We start from the raw sequence: 20,214 nt of genomic DNA, 5'->3' as shown, positions 1-20,214 counted from the left end.
ACTTCACCTTGTTCATTTTTCAATGTTACAGTGACATTCGCTAGCCCTGTTTCACCTTCATTTTGTACACCATTGTGATCGCCATCTTCCCATACGAAATCTCCAATTGTGTAGGTTGGTTCAACTGTATCTTCTTCAAATGATAGAATACCCATCTGTTGCCCACGTTCGATTTCTTTCGGAAGTTCTGATTCAAGGTAGATTAAATTTCCATGTTCTTCAATTTCAGTATCTACACCTGTATTCATACCATGAATAACATCATTTGGAATTGAATCTTCAACTGTATTAATCACATTTCCGCCTTCTATGATGATTTCAGGTTGTGGTGGTACAGGTACTACAGGTGGAACAGGAATATTTTCACCATTTCCTTGACCTTTACCAGAATGAAGTTGAATGCCATCAATCCAGTTTAAAGTTACAGGGTAATTTCTGTATTTCCAATAATCCTCAATAGAATTTTGCGTCACTTTTAAACTGATATCTCGGTTGCCATCAAATTCGCCTTCTAATACGGCAATTAAAGGTCTTTCCACTCTGCTATCTGTAAGTGGTGTGATTTCTAATCGATTCTGATTTGAAGCAATTTTGAAATTTGAAGTTACATTATTCAATGATTCAAGATGATTGCGCATACTTTGATTTGGTTTTGAGCCATTAGTTATTTCATAAATTTTCAAGCTTTGTTTTCCAAAATCAATCCCACTATTTTTGTCATTTGTGAAAGTGACTTTTTGTAAATTGTATGATTTTGCAAGTGGATTAATATATGTGATATGTGTGAATTTATGATTTGCTTTATCTAATGTGATAAAAGCGCCTTTTAAACTAGAAATATTTGTAGCTGTGACTGGATTTAAATAATTTACATTCAAGTTTTTCTCGGATTTATGTCTTCCTACTTCTGCTTTTACATTGATGTTTTCATTATTTAAAACTTTGCTTGTATCAATAAATAAAGGTAATTCTAAGTTGACGTTCACATTTGATTTATTATTGACAACATCAGTAAACGTATATTTAATCTTATTACCTACTACTTCACTTTGTGCTAATACGTCAGATTGACCTTCTAATAAAATATTTGCTGCTTTTTTATCAACGGATATACCATTCGTGTTGATATTATCTGACAGTTCTACTTCGAAGAAATCACCACTTCTTGTATTTTCAGGTAATTTCGCATTTAATTTTAAGTTTAATCTTTCCGCTTTTTGTGGATTGATAGCTTGTGTATTATTAACATTTGTTAAATCAACTTTCACTTCTTGAAGTTCTGTTGAAATATTTTTTGCTACTTTACTTTGATCTGCCTCTTGTTTGTTGTCAGTTAACTGTGCTGGATTTGCTTGTGCTTCTATTTTTTCTTCATTTTTGACAGGTGCGACTTGTGACTTTAGCGGTTCAGCTTGGACTTTTTCTTCCTTTTTATTGCTTAATACTGCCGCTTCTTCATTTTTAGTTTCAACTGGCTGTGTTGAAACAGCTTGAGGTGTGACTTCTTCTTTTACTGAGTCTACTTTTTCCTCATTTTGAAGAGCGAATTGCGCTTGTTCGTTATTCTCAGTTGCTTTATTTGCGTCAGTGGATTGTGGTGTTGATTCTGCAGTTGACTTCCCAGTTTCAACTGCTATAGCGGGCTTTGCTTCTTCTGATGCCTCTGCTTCATTATTTTGACCAATACCAACGATAAACATTGTCCCTAATAATATAGATGCTGCCCCAAATTTATATTTTCTAATTCCAAATTTTTGTTGATTATTCACTTTTTCTCTCCATCTCGTTTTTATTGCGCAATATTACCGATTACACTAAGCGCAATTGTATAACGTGATGATATGAAAGACAATATTATTTGAAATAGTTAATAAAAAGTTTATATTTGCAATAATTTAAGGTGTGTTTATTTGGTTTGTGTTAAATTTTTAGAATTAATTTAGAAATAAAAATTTAGCATACATATCGCTTTTTTTACTTTAACAGTAACGTTCATCAGTCTTACTTTACTACATTCCTAATTTATCCATTGTGTTTTCAATACTTTGATACATGTCTTTAAAATCTTCTAAACTTTCTTCTGGACTAATTGTACAGATTCTTAAAACATTCTCATCATTTAACATTGTCGTAAATATACCTGCAATATTGTATTTTCTTAGCGTTTCTGATAACAATAGATTTTTTCTTTCAGATTCCTCTCGACGCTCAGCTTTTACTTTAAATGTGACAATGCCAAGACTCGCTGCTGTTACAAGTTCTAAACGTTTAGATTGTTTCACTTGTGCTTCAAACCACTCTGCATATGTCATAGATTGATTGATCATTGCAGATATTTTTTCAGTACCAAACGTTTGTAACGTCATCCACAATCGAGGTCCCCGTGCAGGTCTTGTTAATTCAGGCCCCATATCCCACCAATCAGGTTTATCCGTTGTAGACTCTACGTCTTGTAGGTATTCTCCTCCAGCACGATATGTATTTAGCAAATATCGGATATCTTTTACAAGGCAAAACGCAATACCATAGATTTGGTACAACCATTTATGTCCATCCCATACAATCGAATCTGCTTTTTCAATGCCTTTCGCTAAATGACGTTGATCTGAAAGAACGACTGATGCACCATAGGCACCATCAACATGAAACCACAATTGATATTTTTCGCAAATTCGAGCAATTTGATCTAACGGATCTATAGCACCTGTATTGGTCGTTCCACATGTTCCAATGACAATAATCGGGATTAAACCTTTCTCTTGATCAGCCTGTATTTGTCGTTCTAAATCGTCACTTTCCATCCGAAAATTCTCTGTATCAACGTAACGCCAATTTTCTTTGGGTATCCCTAATAAATGTAATGCCTTGTGATTGGCAGTATGTGTTTGTCGCGTCATATATACAGTCGCTTTAGAAATATCATTAACTGAAACTTTAGCATCTCTTGCGGCAGCCAGTGCCGTAAAACCAGCCATCGTTCCTCCTGATTCAAGAATGCCTCCTGCATGCTCACCTTTTAAACCTACTTGCTGAATCGCCCAATGAATGACCTCTTTTTCCATTGCACTTGCACCAGGCGCTAAATGCCATCCACCTACGTGAGAATTGTAAGATGTCGCAATCATATCTCCTAACCACGATACATACTCCGCCGGTCCCGGGATAAAACCATAATATCTAGGGTGTCGTAAATTCGCATCCAATTCTAACGCATCGATTTCTTCTTTCATAACTTCTTCGATTGGCCGACCTTGATATTGAATCGAGGACAAATTAAAAGGTTTGCGAATCTCTTGGCGATTCAAAAACCCTCTTTTCGCATTAAAATCGCCTTGATTATAATGCTTAAAGATCTTATTCACAAATTGATTGGTTAACTTTAAAATTTCTTCCTCTTGAATTTTATGCATTTGATTTTGTTCATCATTCATATAAATCCCCCCAAGTTCATCCATAAAAGTTAATCACTAATTATGAAAATAACGATACAATATAAAAAATGTGTTAATTCATAACATTCCTATAGAAATCTACTTCAATGGGTAATATAACACTAAAAACCTTAAAGAGCCAATCGTTAAAAGGCTATGTATTCAAAGTATACTAATTCGTGGAAGCCAAAATAAAAAAGCTACCCAGTGACATGTATAGGTAGCTTAAAGTGTATTAAACTTATTCTATTTTTATTTCTTAGTTATTGTGAACTCTTCAATAGTATCTTGCGTTGGATTAAAGGCACTTGTTTGGTTAGAAAGGTCTGATCCAGATACATCACCCGAACCATTAATTGTAGCACCATTTTTAGTCTTAACTTTCAAAGTAAAGCTATAATCTTCAGGTTTTAAACCTGCATCAGTAAGTTTCTTAGTTATTTCTTCTGCTAACCCTTTAGGTGTCAGATTATCTTTAGTTAGTACGTCTTCAAAATTTAGACTTTTCCCATCAACTTCTTTGTGAAAATGACCTGCATTTGGGTTCTCTTGTTGTGCTTTTGCCTCGTGTGTTATACCATTTCCTACATATAATGCACTTCCAGTTGCAGTTGTCATTACTGTTACAGCTATTAACGATTTAAGTAGTACGCTATTTTTCATGTGTTTCTCTCCATTCTCTATTTGTTTGGTTTTCAAAATACATGTAGCCTTACTTGTTAATGAACTGTTCATCGACGTCTTTCTTTTCACTTCATCTAGATGCACTTTTATTATAAAGTTAATTTCATAAATATGGAATTAACAGTATATTAAATATCCATTAATTTCAATTTAATATATATAATATTAATATAGAATTAAGTTTGTTATAAAACGAAATAGTTATTAGTTGTGTGATGCTTTTACATCACTTTAACTCAGTCATTATCAAATTGAATTATACACTGACAATTTTTGGACTATAAATTTAGTTAATTTACAAAAAAAAAGAAGCAAAACAAATGCTGCTTTGCCCCTTTTTTTATCTATAATCAATAGAACTATTAAGTTTTATAGGTCTATAGTAATTTGTTGGATTTTGCTTACATCTACCGTGTCACTCATACGGTGTTGTTGTAATTTTTTGTTTAACTCTATAGTCATTTTGTCTGTATCTTTATCGCCTAATTTGATGACAATTTTACCTTCATTTAAGCCATTTTTATATAATCCGTAATTATCAATAAGCTTTTTACGAAGTTTAAAATCTAATTCTTTTAAAGAAACTTCTTCTTTTTTAATTGAAAAATCATTGATGCTTGATGAAGAAATAAAATCACTATTTTTTTGGTTTACAATAATATTAGGTCTTTTTACATAATCACGATATACTTTTTGGTTTGTCTCAGTAATACCGCCTATTGATTTAATTTCAGCACTTTTATCAGTACCCTCTGGCACAACAAAAACATCTAAGCCCTCATGTTGTTTTTCTTCATCTTGATATTTTTTAATATCATTACCGTCTAATGTAATTGTTAAAAGTACACTTTGTGGTGTTATAACTTCTAGCTTTTTATTAGTTGTATAACCTGAAACATTGTAATATTCAAAACTTGATTTAGAATAATATGATTTTAAATCTTGCGCTTCTTTATTGAATTGAATACTCCCCTCACTAGCAAATGCTGCCGCATGACTTTGTATCCCAACACCAGTTGTTAAAATACCTACAGCCAAGCTGACTTTTATAATTGTGGATTTTTTCATGATGATTCTTCTCCTTCGTATGCTGTCATCTAAAGTGTGTCATTTAAGACTTTTTAATTATATAGAGATACTATGAATTTTAGTATTAACCATTTTTTAAATAATTATTAACTTATGTTCTAAAAATTTAATAAGTTAAACCCCTATTTTAGTTTTGCTACTTAAAATAAGGGTTTTCATGATTATTTTATATTATATTTTATTGACCGTTATATGCTTTATTAATCATTTTATTAAAACGATTTTGGTGTGCTTCACTTAATATATTTACTTTTTGTTGTGCAGCAATTCTGTCTTGATAACGGTGTGTGTCAACATATTGATTCACTAACGCTTCCGCTTCTCTTACATGATTACGTTTAATTGCACGTTTCTCTCTATCTGTGTAACCAGACGTGTCACTTTGACTCAAACCATACAAGTAGCCTGATTTTTGGAAAGTAGTAGATTCATCAATATCAACTACATGACTTTCAGTGACAGTTTCCGTTTCAAATGTTGGTTGTTTCGGTTCCTCTGACTGAAGTGCGTTTGAATTCTCTTGTTGTGAAACTGGTGCCGCTACATGTTCAGTTTCAACCTGTGCACTATCCATTTGCGTTTCCATTTTATCACTTGTTTGTTCACCGTTAACAGTAGCTAAAGGTTTAAAATTACGGCCTTGAATCACTTCATATGTTGACTCATGTTTCATTTGTGGTGCAGCAGACATTGGTGTATGCACAGTTGTTTCAGTATAAACTGGAGGTTGTGGTTTTACTGTTTGTGGTGCTTCAATTTCCATGATGTTGAACGATGGTTGTGTAACTTCTGAACGGTTAGATTGCGCTTGTACCTTAGCCGTTTTTTGTTTCAAGGCTCTAGGATGTCTAAGATTTTTATCTTTTTTAGCTTGTATTGCTTGTTCCTTAAGTTTTAATTTAATACTTGTATTATTTACGTTTTCATTTGTCAAAGCAGGTATCATAATAGGACGTGCTAAATTAATTTCCTCAAAAAATTCATCAATAATTGTTTCTAAATCTTCAACTTTTCTATCTAACATTCTTTTGTTTACAGGTCTTTTTTCTTCTCTTTCTTTTTCCAAATTGCCTATAGTCAAATCTAATTTATTATATAAATTTTGAACAGCATGACCATTTTTAAATGCTTGACCGAGCATCAAAATTTGATTTTCGAGTTCGTTTATCTTTATGTCCGCTTCATATTGTAAATCATCATTAAATAAATTTAATTCTTTATGAATTTTACTTACTCTTTCAATTTCTTCATCAAAAGTTTTTTTATTTTGAATTAACTCCTCATATATAGATTTGTATCTTTGATGAGTCAAACCTAAAGCGTCATTTAGCATATATCGTTTATTTTTAGCTTTATTTTCTATTTTTTTTCTTCTTTTAAAAATTGATTCATTGCTTCCATTTCAGCCATAAAGCGTTGTTTATATTTTTTAACTGCCTCTGCATATTCAGGCTCGTCGTACTTTTCGTAACCAGAGATAGTTAGCCTATGAATAAGATCTTCTAAATGGTTTTTATACTGGTTTACTGATACCGATGAAGAATTGCTCCGCTCCATTATAGATAATGCTTTCGATTTATATGGATTTTCTTCCCCAGAAACAATCGCAAATGCTTCACCTCCTACTAAAAAGTGTGAAGCGAGAAATGCACTTGCTGATAAAACAACTAACTTCTTTTTCATTAATTAATCTCCCTTAATATAAATAATTTATTCGCAAACAATAATTTAATCTCCCAATTATTTTTGTCGCGAATGTTGATTATATACTGGTTTAAAAATAAGATTAATTAAATCAGGATTAATTAATCTTTAACAATTCTTAAGGCGTTTAACAATTGATTAATAAATAGTGTACAAAACTTTGTTCTATATAATTTCAATCATATTTATAGTGATTAAATTTCTTAATCATTTATTTGTTGATATGATTTAACTTTTTAATTGGATGTCATTTTTTTAAATACATTACTTGTTTTATTTGGTTCAATCAGCATATCATATGAATTTGAAGACTTTTAAAATATTTCATTACTCAATGATAATATCACAATTTTTTTAAATACTAGACATTTACAGAGAAATCTCCTAAAACCAATGCTTACGTTATGGCGTTCAGTCTGACTAAATTTCGGCACAAAAATAGCAATTAAGAAATTTTAAAGCATCATTTCTTAATTGCTATAAAGGTTTGAACATTATCCAATTCCAAAGATTTTAGTCACTAATTCTACACCATGTTGTACTGTTGCTACGATTGCTGCACCCATGCTTGTCCAGTCATGCCCGATTGCTGAAGTAACGATGTTTGTAATTGAATCAAATAATTCTTTCATTGATATGCACCTCCTCTATCTGTATAGTTTTATTTTAAATCATTTTTTTGATAATTTTATTTTCGTTTCTTAATTTAAAAGATACTCTTCTTAAGTGAAATAAAACAATAAAAAGCAACACGATAACGCATGCCTAAGTGTTGGGTAAGCATTTTATTTTGTATTTCATTTTCTATATGGTCTATCCTCTTCTCCTTTGATATATAAAAGCTACAGGCACTAATGAAAATATCTAATAGCGCCTGTAGCTTTTATTATTTTTAGTAGCCTTCTGTCCAAGATTTAACTACTTTAGCAGTGTGGTTTTGCCAATCTATTTCGTAAATTGTATTAAATGTTTTCGGATCATAGTTCTTTCTGTTATGACCTCTCCAGAAAAAACCATTCCATATAATTTCATAAAAGTCTGTTTCACGTTGATATGTCACTTTTAATTGTGTTTTTTTATGGTCATTTTTTTTATGAGTGAATACACTCAAAAATTCTGGGTTAAAATTACTACGTGCTAATAAAGGAATTTGATAGTCTGGGATAAAGTTTTGACCTGCATTCGCACTACTGTTTCTTTTCGCTAAAAATAATTCGTTACCATATGTGCCACCATTATCATCTGCATCTCTACCATATGGACCCCAGCCGTTATTCATAATTTTATTCGCTTCAACACCCCAGCTGACTTGTTTGTAGTTTGTACCACTATTGATATATGTTCTATAATCTTCTTGTTTATAACTGATTGATTCAGAAAATGAATATTTTCCGTTTAAGCTACCTGTTGGATTATTAGAGATATTGATATCTCCACCGCCTCCGTAACTTAATGTATTTTGGACTTGAAAGCTATCAGTTTGATTTTTAGGTGCGTAATCAACAACCGTTGTTGAATCCCCTTTTAATGCATTTAAAGTAACATTATATTTACCACCCCAAGGAAGAACAGAATAATTGTAATCGTTCGGATTTGGTCTTAAATAACCAGAATAAATATTACCTGATGCTTTAACAATCAGCGTATCTTTATTATAATTTTTATCTTCAATAAAATTTAAGTTTAAAATTTGTGATATATTAAATCGATCTGCATCTGCAGTAGCTGTTGTTTTATAAATGGTTGTATTCGAGTCAGGTTTTTCCATTTTTACTGGCTGGAGGTCCTGGTTTGCAAATACATTTGTTGAAAGTAATAAGAATGCTGCTGAAGTGACGACTGTTGTTTTAATTAATTGATTTAATTTCATAATTAATTCTTACCTTTCACTTTTATTTCGTGTGTTTTCCAGTTAACTAGGTATTTAACTTTAAAATTACGATTAGTAAATGCATTATGTGTTCTACTTGTGTCAATGTAACTTGCATGAGATCCCGGTATATGTCTCCAAACACTTGTTACATCTAGATTTCTACCTAATGAAATTTCGATTTCTGAAGTTTCGCTTGTATCTTTATCATGTGAGATTGTAGTTAAGAATGATGGATTAAAGCCACTTAATACAAGCGGTGGCAATTGATTATCCGGTACAAAGAAATCTCTTGGCGTCTTACGTATAGAATTTCCACCGAAAAAGAGGTATTTATCATAGGCAGATATTTTATTGCCATCAATATTAAATTCATTTGCTTTAACGCCCCATGCTACATTTTTAGAGTTTTGGTTCTCTACTTCACTGACATAACTTGATTGGTTATAACTGATTGACTTCATATAGTTGACGGAGGCATTAATATTTAAAGAAGGATCCGGTTTAAATGTACCCCCAATCGCGTAACCTAGTGTTTCTTTGACATCAATCGAATCTGTTTTGTTTTTTGGCAAGTAATTAATGATACTTGCGTTTTGGTCATCAACTTTCAATGCAATATTATATTGAAACGGCCAAAGCATTTGAGCCACATCTGGGAACTGACGATTTCTTTGATATCTTGTTTTGGATTTGATAAAACCTTGAGTTTTAATTATCAGAGCATCTTTGTTATATTTTGGATCTTTAATAAAATCAAATTGAATATTTTGAGTGACACCCCATTTGTTACTACTAATATCTTTCGTTCTTTTAATAACTTGCGCATTATTCCCAATGCTTTCGAAATTATCACTTGCTGCGAATACATTTTGTTGTTCGGCGACAATAAATGATGTAATTAAACTTAAGGCAATTACCTTTTTTAAAAGTTTATTATTTTTCATTGTCTTCGCCCCGTTTCTAATAGTTATTTTTATTTCACTATTATCTTATCATCAAAGTACAAAAATATTTCTTAACTCACTATTAAATATTCATAAATAACAATAAACTAAAAACATTAATGGGAAATATTTTTAAAAACCCTTTAAAACCGCTCTTGTTGAACTTTATTTTTATTAATATCTGTAAAAATTAATATTATTTATTATATACTAATAATTTTTTGATTATTATTTCACAATACCAACAATTATTTATTCCTTTATTCACTCCTCAATTAAATCAATGATATTTTTTTAATTCATCGATTTAACTAGTACTATTTTCCATACGACCTTTGTAAACAAATAATCAACACTGGTTTAAAAATTTTGATCGTGATTATTGCGTATGTAAGTAAAATATGAGTATATTAGATAAAATTACAAATCGGTAAATACATTTGACTTTATCTTGGATTATCAACTTTTACCATTTCAAATAACATTACAAAATATAGTCTTCTTTGTGATAAACAAAAACGCTTCCGTTATAATTGAAGAGTGAACAACTATACGAAAGCGCTTTTATTAAATTCTTTTGATTAAATAATTAAGCATTATAGATATGAGCTTCTATATGTTAAATAGGTTTTGAAGTTTGTTCTATCAACTTAGCGCTGTGATTTTGCCAATCAATTTCGTACACAGCAGTGAATGTTTTTACTTCATATCGTTTTTGATTTTGACCTGCCCAGAAAAATCCATTCCAATATATTTTATATAAATCTGTCTCGGTTTGATATGTAACTTTTAATTTTGTTTTTTGTTTATCGTCTTCTTTATGGGTTAAAACTCCTAAAAATTCCGGATTGAAGTTTCCACGTGATAATAAAGGCATTTGATACTCTGGGATAAAGTTCTCACCGGCATTACCGCTTTGATTTCTTGATTTTAAGAACAATTCATTACCAAAATTTCCACCGTTATCATCAGCATCACGGCTATATGGTCCCCAGCCATTATTCATGATTTTATGCGCCTCTACTCCCCAGCCAACGTGTTTATTATTCGTTTTTCTATTTATAAGCGTTCTATAATTTTCTTGTTTATAACTAATAGTTTCTGAGAAAGAATATTTCCCATTTAAACTACCTGACGGATTATTAGAAATATTAATATCTCCACCCCCACCATAACTGAGAGTTTCTTGAACTTGAAAACTTTCATTTTGATTTTTAGGTGCGTAATCAACAATAGTTGTAGAATCTCCGTTTTCCGCTGTTAATCCGACATTATATTGCCCACCCCAAAGCAAGAAGGATGAATAATAATCATTGGGATCAGGCTTTTGAAACCCTGAATGAATATTACCAGTAGCTTTGACAATCAATGTATCTTTGTCATAAGTTTTATCTTTAATGAAATTTAAATTTAATATTTGAGATATTTTATATTTATCAGAATCGGCAGTAGCTGTGGTTTTATAAATCGTTGTTTTATCATTAACCTTTTCTATTTTAACAGGTTGAATGGCCTCATCTGCAAAAGCGTGACTTGAAAGTAGCAGAAATGCTGTTGAAGTAAGGATTGTTGTTTTTATCATTTTATTTATTTTCATAGTTAATTCTGACCTTTCACTTTAATTTCATGCGTTTTCCAATTAATTTCATATTTAACTGTAAAATTACGATTCTTAAATGCACCGTGTGTTCTTTTAGCAACGTAGTAACTAGAATAAGGATGTGGCGTATGTTTCCAAACATTAGTAATATCCATATTTCTACCAAGTGAAATTTCTATTTCTGAAGTTTCACTCGTATTTTTATCATGTGAAACTGTTGTAAGGAAAGACGGATTAAAGCCGCTTAAAACAAGTGGTGGTAATTGGTTGTCTGGCACAAAATAGTCTCTGACTTTTTTATGAAATGTGTTTCCTCCGAAAAATAAATAGTCATCATAGGCAGAAACTCTTTTTCCATCTCTATAAAATTCGTTTGCCTTTATCGCCCAAGTCACATTCTTAGAATTTTGTTGTTCTACTTCACTTACATAGTTTGATTGATTGTAACTGATTGATTTTGTATAGTTAGAAGAACCATTTAGATTTAAAAATGGATCCGGCTTGAATGTCCCGCCTACTGTATATCCCAATGTTTCCTTAACATCTACCGAATCCGTTTTATTTTTTGGTAGATAATTAATAATATTTGTTTTATTATCGGCCAACTTTAGTGAAACATTGTATTGGAACGGCCAATACATTTGAGCGACATCTGGACGTTTATAATTTTTTTGATAGGTTGTTCGGGGCTTTATATAGCCTTGCGTTTTTATCACTAATCCATCCTTATCATATTTAGGATCTTCTATAAAATCAAATTGAATATTTTGAGTGACACCCCATCTGTTACTACTTATATCTTGTGTTCTTTTAATCACTTGTGCATTGTCCCCAATATCTTCAAAATCATTTGCTGCAAATACATCTTGTTGTTCAGCGACAATAAATGATGCGATTAAACTAAAAGCTGCTACACTTTTTAAAAGTCTATTATTCTTCATTGTCTTTGCCTCTTTTCTATAATTTTAGATTACTTTTTTTATATTATCATTATTTTATACTAATATTTCTTAACTCATCCTTAAATATTTTGAAAAAATAATTAACTAAAGTATTTTACAAAATACAGTTTACAAAACCTCATTATAACAATGTTTATGATAATAAAGTAAGATGCAACTTCATTATCTTCTATTATATTTAAATAGTTATTTGATAGATGATTCACAAATTTATTACGATTTTTCCATGCTTAAATCATCATTTTTATTGTTTAATCCTTATATTGAGATTTATACATTCTGACTAAATAGTCGTTTCCTTCAAATTAAAAAAGCACCAAAAAGTAAATGAACTTTTTAGTGCATTAGCGGAAAACAAGTCATCTGAACATCTTAAAGAGCGTCTCAAACGTTAGTAAAAGATGACATAAACAAGAAGAATCATATGAGATACATTATTAAAGTACCGAAACAGATAGTAAAGTATTATTCAACAATAAAGACAAAAAATAACCGTCCCTACCTTTTATGGTGCATGTTAGTTTGGACGAGTATGATAGTTATTGTATAATCATTAAATTTTAGTATAAAACCAAAATAAAAAGTCCATACGACACACCATTAAATCAATAGTAGTGTAGTATGGACTACGTCAAACAAGTAACGGAGAGCAAGGGATTCGAACCCTCGAGACGCTTGTGGCGCCTACACACTTTCCAGGCGTGCTCCTTCGGCCAACTCGGACAACTCTCCACAATTAAATTAAAAAAATCAGAAGCGATATTTCACTTCTGATTATATGACTCCTACGGGACTCGAACCCGTGTTACCGCCGTGAAAGGGCGGTGTCTTAACCGCTTGACCAAGGAGCCATGGCTCCACAGGTAGGACTCGAACCTACGACCGATCGGTTAACAGCCGATAGCTCTACCACTGAGCTACTGTGGATTAATTTTCAATCACAAATACAATTATAGCAACATCAATGAAGAAATCAAGAGAAATTTGCAAAAAAGTTGATAGAACATTTACACTATGCGGATAGATATTCTGTAATCTTTACACTTTGTTTAAAAATCTCACCCTAACGCACTTTGGCTTAACTTTCCGCTTCTAACCAAGCACTGTTAAAATGTTTAATTTAACCTATTTATGGCGATAATGCTAAAAATCTACACGTTGCTATGTAATATTAGTTTAGGCTACTCGGCCACAGTCATTCAGGTTCAAGCAGCCTAAACGAAAAACTATGCGGTGTTTTCTAAAGATTTAAAAAATGACTATCATTGTTTTTCTTCTCGCTCATGTCTTTTTTAGCTTTTTCTAATAATGCATATTGAGACAAAGCTTCAAAAATATTAAAGCGCTCTTGGCTATAATCAATGGGTTTCTCTGGATTATGCGTTTGGACTTGATTAGATCTTCCCATCAAATAAGCGAAATAAATACAATTTAAAAATTGATGCTTAATGCTATGATGAGAAACATTTAAAATAATGGATTGTTCATTCGCAAAAGTAACTTTGCAGCGCGATCCTTTCATCGATTTTAATTTGACTACATAATGCATGTTAATCCAGCAGTTTTCGGGAACTCTATCGGAATGTGTGGGGAAAAAATAAGTTTGATAAATGGGAGTGAGTAAAATTGGTGTTTTATTGGAGATACTTGCAATACGCTTCGCTTGGCCTTTTCTTCCTGCATAGGTTTCACCATAATGCCTACAACTTCTTTCCATGATACGCTGTGTGCGATCATGAACAACAAACTGTTCACCATCATATCTGAAAACCTCTGTGCTCATGAGAATACCGTCAGGTCCATCGACAGGTCTAAGAAACATATCTCCTTTACAAATGGCGTAGGCTGAATTAAATTTATGGTTCATATTAGAACCCCTCCTATTCGTCAAAAGGTGTAGGTTCTCTCTTTCTAATACTTATTATATGTTTATCTTAATGTAAGTCAATGATAATTAGTTACTAAATATGTTTCATTACACAAATATGTTAAAATTCTGCCTTAATTACTTTAAAAATTCAGAAAACTTATTGCGTTTTATAGGTTCATTCGTTATACTGTTTAATAACTTAATTCATACACAATACACAAAGGAGTGACACATCATGGAAAACCAAACAGATGTAAAAAGACATTTTATTGTAAATTCTGTACACACAATTAACCAGCTTGGTGTTGAACTTGTCATTGAAGAAGCTTTAAAAAATCAAAGAAAGCGAGAGCTTCAACAATTAATTGACGCTGCACTGATTGATAGAAATGAACAGGCATTTAACATGTACACTCAAGAATATTTGAAGTTGGAGGAAGTTAACGTTGAGTAATTCCATCACACATTCACTTCCAAATTAAACAGGACTATCCATCATTTATTAATGAATAGTCCTGTTATTTTTATACCATTAACTCAATTAATGCGTCTCGTGGAATATCCCCAAAATAATGGTACATATCATAATCTTTTAGCGCCTCTTCAATCGCATCTTTATGATGAGAAACACCTTCGAGCGCATTTTCTAAATCTGTGACATCCCCCTCACCAAAGAAATCACCGAATATTTTGGCATGCGCAATGCGCCCTTTTTTCACATCTAACTTCAATTGAACAAACCCTTTGTCAAACTTATGTTCTCGCTCAAAGTTATATTTAGGATTTTTGCCATAATTCCAGTCCCATGTTCGATATTTTTCATTACTTAGTTTTTCAATATTTTTCCAATCTTCTTCAGTTAATGGATAGGATTCTACTTCGGCATCGCCAAACAGCTTTTTCAAAATAATTGATTTGAACGTTTCAATATCTAATGGCTCATCTAAAAACTCTTGAATATTCGCCACACGTTTTCGAACAGATTTAACACCTTTAGATTGTATTTTAGCTGGATTAACACGTAATGCATTTTGAACTTCATCCAATTCACTATTTAACATCAAGGTACCATGACTAAACATCCGGTCCCTAACTTTGACCATTGCATTACCCGATATTTTCGCTTGCCCAACTTGAATATCATTACGCCCTGTTAGCTCTGCTGCCACGCCTAATTCTTTTAATACTTCTACGATAGGCTGAGTAAATTTTTTAAAGTTATGAAAGCTATCTCCATCATCTTTAGTAATAAAACTAAAGTTTAAATTCCCAAAATCATGATAAACCGCACCACCGCCTGAAATTCGTCTTACCACATCAATGTGATGTGCGTCAATATAAGGTTGGTGCACTTCTTCTATTGTATTTTGATTTTTCCCTACAATAATAGAAGGTCTATTGATATAAAATAAAAAATAGCTGTCATCTTCGTCCATCGGCACTGTTTTCAACACATACTCTTCCATAGCTAAATTTAAAGTTGGATCGGTATGATTGTTGTTACTAATAAATTTCATAATACGTACGCTCCTTTCCCAAAATATGCCCTTATCTCAGTTATGCACGATTCCAGTTGTTTTTTCCAATAATTCACCTTAAAATTTCTCATAATGTAACTATTTTAGGAAAAATGACGTAAATTGTTTATTTAAAATGTAAATTTTAGTACAATAAATGCTAGTTAATTTCTAAAGGGGGCTACGATAATGACAATCGCTGAAATAGGAGATATTGTAGAATTCTATGATGGTATAAAAGGAAAAGTGGAAAAGATTAACGACAATTCTGTTATTGTTGACTTAACAATTATGGAGAACTTTAATCAGTTAGATTTACCAGAAAAAACCGTTATTAACCATAAAAGATATAAAATTATTGAACACAAAGGATAAATTCGTATGAAAAAAATAAATAAGTCGCTACTTTGGTTTATACTCAGCTTTATTGCCTTTCACATTATATTATTTATCATGTGGGGTGAACATGAAGTTTATTGGCAGTTGTATACGGGCATCATGCTGATTGCTGGAATTAGTTATGTTTTTTACCAACGTGATTTTGAATCTAAGCGTTTAACGACGTCAATTATTACAGGACTTATTACAGGTGTGGTCCTCGTCCTTGTCCAAGTCATTTTTTCTTGGATTACAAGTGACCTATCCTATACGTCATTAATTCGACAGTTATCGCTGACAGGGGTTTACTTCAAATGGCAAATGCTCGTCACATTGCTTTTTGTTATGCCTTGCCACGAGCTTTATATTCGCTCAATTTTGCAAAAGTCAGTCACGCAGTTGACACATCGCGATTGGCCTGCAATTTTGATAAGCGCATTACTTTCTAGTTCATTTTTTATCTACCTTGATCAATGGTGGATTGTCGTCTTTATATTTATTTGTCAGTTATTCCTCAGTTTAAGTTATACGTATACACGCCGTATTGTCACAACGACAGTAGCCCAAATTGTAGCGGTTGTAATTTTATTAATTTTTCATGGTTAATTTCAACAGCAAATGTTGCCGATTTATAGGCCGTTTGCTGTTTTTTTATACCCGCTTCCCCTTTTACCTTCACCCCCAAAAATATAGAGAATCATGCCTCAATGTATCAAAAATCCTTATAACTTTACGTATACAAATTAAAAATAGCACTGATTCTCAACCTACGACGATTTCGTAAACTACCTATTTTTAAAATCTATTAATTCTAATAAATATATATTTTTTTATTATCAAAAATATCATTACAGTTGTTTAACATCATTTTTAAAATATCATAAATTTCTATTTAAATATATACGTTTAATTAAAATCTTTAATTTAACTCTTTGTAATTAACAATCTGTTGTGATAGAATTTTTACACGATTAATTAATCTGTTAATCAATAAATTTGAATTTGGAGATGATAGTTTTATGAACAAGCATTACCTAACTAAGGCTAGAACACTTTCTCGTTTTTCGATTAGAAAATGTTCTGTAGGCACCGCCTCATTCTTAATAGGTACCGTTGCATTTTTTGGTATTCATCACGAAGCATTTGCGGCAGAAAATACGCAACAACCTGTGACTGTTAACCAGTTACAGTCACCAGATAACGAAGATGCATCTAGCACCCAACCTGAAACAAATAACGACAGTCCCTCAGCTGATGAAAATGCAACTAAAGAAGCGTCTGCATCACAACCGAAAGATAACGCAAATACTCAGAATGAAAATGTACAGTCTCCTGAAAATCAAGAATCTGTGTCAAACACAAATCAAGCAGAACAACAAAGCCCAGAAAAAGCATCAACAGAAAGTGAGCAACCTACAAATTCATCTTCAACAACAAATTCTGCAAATGCCACAACAGAGAACAATCAACCTACGAACTCAACTGAAAAACAACCTTCAACTGAACAGCAACAAACACAATATAAAGCATCCACAGATTCAACATCTACTGAAAAAGAAACAACAGATACTCAAAATGTGAATGAACAACCTACAAATACTCAAACAACTAAAGACCAAAATTCAACAGATCAAAATAATGCACCAGAAGAAAATCTTTCAAATTCTAGTACTCCTCAAAAGAATACGACAACACCTACTCAACCTGTTGAATCTTCTAACACGAACAGTCAAAATACATCTACAGAAAGTGTATACGCGACAACTTCACCTACGACATCTTCAGAACTCAAAAAAGTTAAAGGGACAACAAAATTGCGTGCTGTTAGTACAAATGAAGCGCAACCTGTCGCATCAGGAGGGTCAAATGTAAATGATAAGATTAATGCAACTGACATCTCTACTTCTGAAACATATATTGAACCGAACAACTCTGGAAGCTATTATTTGAGAAGTAAATTTAACGTGGATGGCCAAGTAAAAAGTGGTGACTACTTTACCGTTGAAATGCCAAATACTGTCAATGTATATGGGGATACACGATTTGACCCTAAGCATCAAGAGAAGATTAAAAATGCGGATGGTCAAGTGATTGCGCTAGGTGATTATGATGTTCAAAATCATCGTATGACCTATACGTTTACTGATGCTGTAAATAATTTAACGAACATCTCAGGTCAGTTTAATTTGACACAGTTTATGGATCGTAAAGTAGCAACAGACTCAAAAGTCTATCCTTTGAACTACAAAATTGCAGGTGAAAGTTTAGATACACAAATCACTGTAAATTATGGTAAATATTACAACGTTGGCGATTCTAACCTTAAATCGATGATTACACTTGAAGATCCTAATAAAGGCGATTATGAGCAATATATTTATGTCAATCCGTTGCAACGCAAAGCTAACGGAACAGTTGTGGCTCTTCAATCTTATCAAGATGATCCAGCTAAAAGTAATGGTCAATTAGATCCTCAAAATTCTAAAATCCAAATTTTCAAAGTCGGTCCTAATGACAAACTAAATGATAGTTTTGGTGTAGAAGATAGTCAGTATCAAGATGTTACGAACCAATTCAACATAAATTACTATAAAGACGGATTAGCGTATATAGATTTTGGTAATTTAAATGGTGCACGTTACATCGTTAAAGTGACAAGCAAAGAAAAACCCGATTCAAAAGCAGATCTTAACTTACGCTCAACAATGTATACACAAAACCAATACCGCCAATACGATCGTTTAACTTGGGATAATAACATCTTAAAAAGTAGTTCAAGTGGTACAGCTGATGGCTCACAAGCTGTCTACTCACTCGGTGATAAAGTTTGGGAAGATTCAAACAAAAATGGGATTCAAGATAATGATGAACTCGGCATCCCGGGTGTAAAAGTCACATTAAAAGACAGTAATGGTACAGTTATTGAAACGACAGAGACAAATGCAAATGGGAAATATTCTTTTGATAATCTACCTAACGGAACTTACAAAGTCGATTTTGAAACACCTAACAATTACTCACCAACTACGCCAAATGTAGGCAATGACGCTCTAGATTCTGATGGACCAGCTGATGCTTTAGCAATAATTAGTGATGGAAACAATTTAACAGTTGACCAAGGTTTCTATAGAACAGAAAAACCTAAATATAATGTGGGTGATAAAGTTTGGGAAGACACAAACAAAGATGGTATTCAAGATGATAACGAGCCTGGTATTGCCAACGTAACCGTTACACTTAAAGATGCAGATGGCAATATCATCGGTACAGAAGTGACTGACGAGAATGGTAAATATTTATTTAAAGATGTTACAGAAGGTGAATATACTATAGACTTTGAAACACCTAATGGTTATACACCAACAATTACAGGTCAAGGCTTTTTAAATAATGACTCAAACGGTACGACAGCAAAGATTCTAGTTGATGATAATGATCTGACTATCGATAGTGGCTTTTATAAAGTAACTCCAGATGAGCCGGACAACCCAGGTAATCCGGACCAGCCGTCACCAGATGAGCCTGATCAACCGGGCAATCCGGATCAACCATCACCAGATGACCCTGATCAACCGGGCAATCCGGACCAGCCGTCACCAGATGAGCCTGATCAACCGGGCAATCCGGACCAACCATCACCGAACGAACCAAATGATCCAGGTAATCCGGACCAACCATCACCGAACGAACCAAATGATCCAGGTAATCCGGATCAACCATCACCAGATGAGCCTAATCAACCGGGCAATCCTGATCAACCATTACCGAACGAACCGAATGATCCAGGTAATCCGGACCAACCATCACCGAATGAACCGAACCAACCTGGTAATCCGGACCAACCATTACCGAATGAACCGAACCAACCTGGTAATCCAAATCAGCCATCACCAAATATGCCAAATGAACCAGGAATGCCAGGACAACATGAAACGACTCCATCTCCTGCACAGCATATGACTCAATCAAATGCTTCAAATCATGAAGGGATGAATGAACAGCAAAAATCTAAAGCATTACCGAAATCCGGTCAAACTTCTTCAAATCAAGGTATGCTGTTTGGTACTTTATTAGCTGGATTAGGTAGTTTATTCTTATTACGTAAACGTCGTCACCGTCAAGATAAATAATCTTCACGTTTTTCTGATATGGTAACGATATT

Annotated in this window: 17 protein-coding genes and 3 tRNA genes; 4 read left to right on the top strand and 16 right to left on the bottom strand. The window is 32.7% G+C overall.

Features of this window, described 5'->3' with window-relative positions; translation table 11 throughout:
- From C1H58_RS08290 to C1H58_RS08225, 15 genes are all read right to left on the bottom strand, one after another.
- Positions 1–1,769: Ig-like domain-containing protein (locus C1H58_RS08290; RefSeq protein WP_165545906.1), on the bottom strand; the 1,769-nt coding region annotated here is incomplete at its 3' end.
- 240 nt (positions 1,770–2,009) lie between these two features.
- Positions 2,010–3,431, bottom strand: a complete 1,422-nt coding sequence (locus C1H58_RS08285; protein WP_165545905.1) for a pyridoxal phosphate-dependent decarboxylase family protein — start codon at positions 3,429–3,431, stop codon at positions 2,010–2,012.
- A gap of 252 nt (positions 3,432–3,683) precedes the next feature.
- Positions 3,684–4,094 (bottom strand): hypothetical protein, encoded by a 411-nt coding sequence (locus tag C1H58_RS08280; RefSeq protein ID WP_165545904.1) that lies wholly within the window; start codon positions 4,092–4,094, stop codon positions 3,684–3,686.
- Between the two features lie 390 nt (positions 4,095–4,484).
- Positions 4,485–5,183 carry an exotoxin beta-grasp domain-containing protein gene (locus C1H58_RS08275; RefSeq protein WP_165545903.1) on the bottom strand — a complete coding sequence of 233 codons (699 nt, stop codon included), beginning with the start codon at positions 5,181–5,183 and terminating at the stop codon, positions 4,485–4,487.
- A gap of 199 nt (positions 5,184–5,382) precedes the next feature.
- Positions 5,383–6,537, bottom strand: coding sequence for a coagulase domain-containing protein (locus C1H58_RS08270; protein WP_242680326.1), 1,155 nt, complete (start codon positions 6,535–6,537; stop codon positions 5,383–5,385).
- A 26-nt stretch (positions 6,538–6,563) separates the two neighbouring features.
- Positions 6,564–6,887 carry a hypothetical protein gene (locus tag C1H58_RS12375; RefSeq protein WP_242680325.1) on the bottom strand — a complete coding sequence of 108 codons (324 nt, stop codon included), beginning with the start codon at positions 6,885–6,887 and terminating at the stop codon, positions 6,564–6,566.
- Positions 6,888–7,402: 515 nt separating this feature from the next.
- On the bottom strand, positions 7,403–7,540 hold the full coding sequence (locus tag C1H58_RS08265) for a beta-class phenol-soluble modulin (RefSeq protein WP_050330608.1): 138 nt from the start codon (positions 7,538–7,540) through the stop codon (positions 7,403–7,405).
- Between the two features lie 260 nt (positions 7,541–7,800).
- Complete coding sequence (locus C1H58_RS08260) at positions 7,801–8,778, bottom strand: beta-channel forming cytolysin (RefSeq protein WP_050330607.1); 978 nt, start codon at positions 8,776–8,778, stop codon at positions 7,801–7,803.
- Positions 8,779–8,780: 2 nt separating this feature from the next.
- Positions 8,781–9,725 (bottom strand): beta-channel forming cytolysin, encoded by a 945-nt coding sequence (locus C1H58_RS08255; RefSeq protein WP_165545902.1) that lies wholly within the window; start codon positions 9,723–9,725, stop codon positions 8,781–8,783.
- A gap of 619 nt (positions 9,726–10,344) precedes the next feature.
- Positions 10,345–11,322, bottom strand: a complete 978-nt coding sequence (locus C1H58_RS08250; protein WP_165545901.1) for a beta-channel forming cytolysin — start codon at positions 11,320–11,322, stop codon at positions 10,345–10,347.
- Between the two features lie 2 nt (positions 11,323–11,324).
- Positions 11,325–12,266, bottom strand: a complete 942-nt coding sequence (locus C1H58_RS08245; RefSeq protein WP_165545900.1) for a beta-channel forming cytolysin — start codon at positions 12,264–12,266, stop codon at positions 11,325–11,327.
- A gap of 664 nt (positions 12,267–12,930) precedes the next feature.
- A tRNA-Ser gene (locus C1H58_RS08240) sits at positions 12,931–13,019 on the bottom strand.
- A 47-nt stretch (positions 13,020–13,066) separates the two neighbouring features.
- Positions 13,067–13,138, bottom strand: a tRNA-Glu gene (locus C1H58_RS08235).
- A gap of 1 nt (position 13,139) precedes the next feature.
- Positions 13,140–13,214, bottom strand: a tRNA-Asn gene (locus C1H58_RS08230).
- A gap of 313 nt (positions 13,215–13,527) precedes the next feature.
- Complete coding sequence (locus C1H58_RS08225) at positions 13,528–14,154, bottom strand: competence protein ComK (protein WP_050331419.1); 627 nt, start codon at positions 14,152–14,154, stop codon at positions 13,528–13,530.
- A gap of 238 nt (positions 14,155–14,392) precedes the next feature.
- Between C1H58_RS08225 and C1H58_RS08220 the strand changes: the two genes are divergently transcribed.
- Positions 14,393–14,611 carry an IDEAL domain-containing protein gene (locus C1H58_RS08220; RefSeq protein WP_016424689.1) on the top strand — a complete coding sequence of 73 codons (219 nt, stop codon included), beginning with the start codon at positions 14,393–14,395 and terminating at the stop codon, positions 14,609–14,611.
- Between the two features lie 70 nt (positions 14,612–14,681).
- Here the strand turns inward: C1H58_RS08220 and lplA are convergent, their stop codons facing one another.
- Entirely contained in the window at positions 14,682–15,674 is a 993-nt protein-coding gene (gene lplA / locus C1H58_RS08215; RefSeq protein WP_165545899.1) for a lipoate--protein ligase, read from the bottom strand.
- A gap of 189 nt (positions 15,675–15,863) precedes the next feature.
- Between lplA and C1H58_RS08210 the strand changes: the two genes are divergently transcribed.
- The 3 genes from C1H58_RS08210 (at position 15,864) to C1H58_RS08200 (ending at position 20,182) form a co-directional block, all read left to right on the top strand.
- Positions 15,864–16,049 carry a YkvS family protein gene (locus C1H58_RS08210; protein ID WP_016424687.1) on the top strand — a complete coding sequence of 62 codons (186 nt, stop codon included), beginning with the start codon at positions 15,864–15,866 and terminating at the stop codon, positions 16,047–16,049.
- A 6-nt stretch (positions 16,050–16,055) separates the two neighbouring features.
- Entirely contained in the window at positions 16,056–16,658 is a 603-nt protein-coding gene (locus tag C1H58_RS08205; protein WP_165545898.1) for a CPBP family glutamic-type intramembrane protease, read from the top strand.
- 413 nt (positions 16,659–17,071) lie between these two features.
- Complete coding sequence (locus tag C1H58_RS08200) at positions 17,072–20,182, top strand: SdrD B-like domain-containing protein (RefSeq protein WP_165545897.1); 3,111 nt, start codon at positions 17,072–17,074, stop codon at positions 20,180–20,182.
- The last annotated feature ends 32 nt before the right edge of the window (positions 20,183–20,214 follow it).

This window comes from Staphylococcus sp. 191 (assembly GCF_011174885.1).
GTDB lineage: Bacteria > Bacillota > Bacilli > Staphylococcales > Staphylococcaceae > Staphylococcus > Staphylococcus coagulans.
The sequence above is the reverse complement of the archived record's forward strand: the minus strand, read 5'-3'. Positions and strand labels throughout refer to the sequence as shown.

Coding starts and splice junctions, on each gene's coding strand:
- C1H58_RS08285 (WP_165545905.1), bottom strand. CDS start 3,431: ATGAATGATGAACAAAATCAAATGCATAAAATTCAAGAGGAAGAAATT.
- C1H58_RS08280 (WP_165545904.1), bottom strand. CDS start 4,094: ATGAAAAATAGCGTACTACTTAAATCGTTAATAGCTGTAACAGTAATG.
- C1H58_RS08275 (WP_165545903.1), bottom strand. CDS start 5,183: ATGAAAAAATCCACAATTATAAAAGTCAGCTTGGCTGTAGGTATTTTA.
- C1H58_RS08270 (WP_242680326.1), bottom strand. CDS start 6,537: ATGCTAAATGACGCTTTAGGTTTGACTCATCAAAGATACAAATCTATA.
- C1H58_RS12375 (WP_242680325.1), bottom strand. CDS start 6,887: ATGAAAAAGAAGTTAGTTGTTTTATCAGCAAGTGCATTTCTCGCTTCA.
- C1H58_RS08265 (WP_050330608.1), bottom strand. CDS start 7,540: ATGAAAGAATTATTTGATTCAATTACAAACATCGTTACTTCAGCAATC.
- C1H58_RS08260 (WP_050330607.1), bottom strand. CDS start 8,778: ATGAAATTAAATCAATTAATTAAAACAACAGTCGTCACTTCAGCAGCA.
- C1H58_RS08255 (WP_165545902.1), bottom strand. CDS start 9,725: ATGAAAAATAATAAACTTTTAAAAAAGGTAATTGCCTTAAGTTTAATT.
- C1H58_RS08250 (WP_165545901.1), bottom strand. CDS start 11,322: ATGAAAATAAATAAAATGATAAAAACAACAATCCTTACTTCAACAGCA.
- C1H58_RS08245 (WP_165545900.1), bottom strand. CDS start 12,266: ATGAAGAATAATAGACTTTTAAAAAGTGTAGCAGCTTTTAGTTTAATC.
- C1H58_RS08225 (WP_050331419.1), bottom strand. CDS start 14,154: ATGAACCATAAATTTAATTCAGCCTACGCCATTTGTAAAGGAGATATG.
- C1H58_RS08220 (WP_016424689.1), top strand. CDS start 14,393: ATGGAAAACCAAACAGATGTAAAAAGACATTTTATTGTAAATTCTGTA.
- lplA (WP_165545899.1), bottom strand. CDS start 15,674: ATGAAATTTATTAGTAACAACAATCATACCGATCCAACTTTAAATTTA.
- C1H58_RS08210 (WP_016424687.1), top strand. CDS start 15,864: ATGACAATCGCTGAAATAGGAGATATTGTAGAATTCTATGATGGTATA.
- C1H58_RS08205 (WP_165545898.1), top strand. CDS start 16,056: ATGAAAAAAATAAATAAGTCGCTACTTTGGTTTATACTCAGCTTTATT.
- C1H58_RS08200 (WP_165545897.1), top strand. CDS start 17,072: ATGAACAAGCATTACCTAACTAAGGCTAGAACACTTTCTCGTTTTTCG.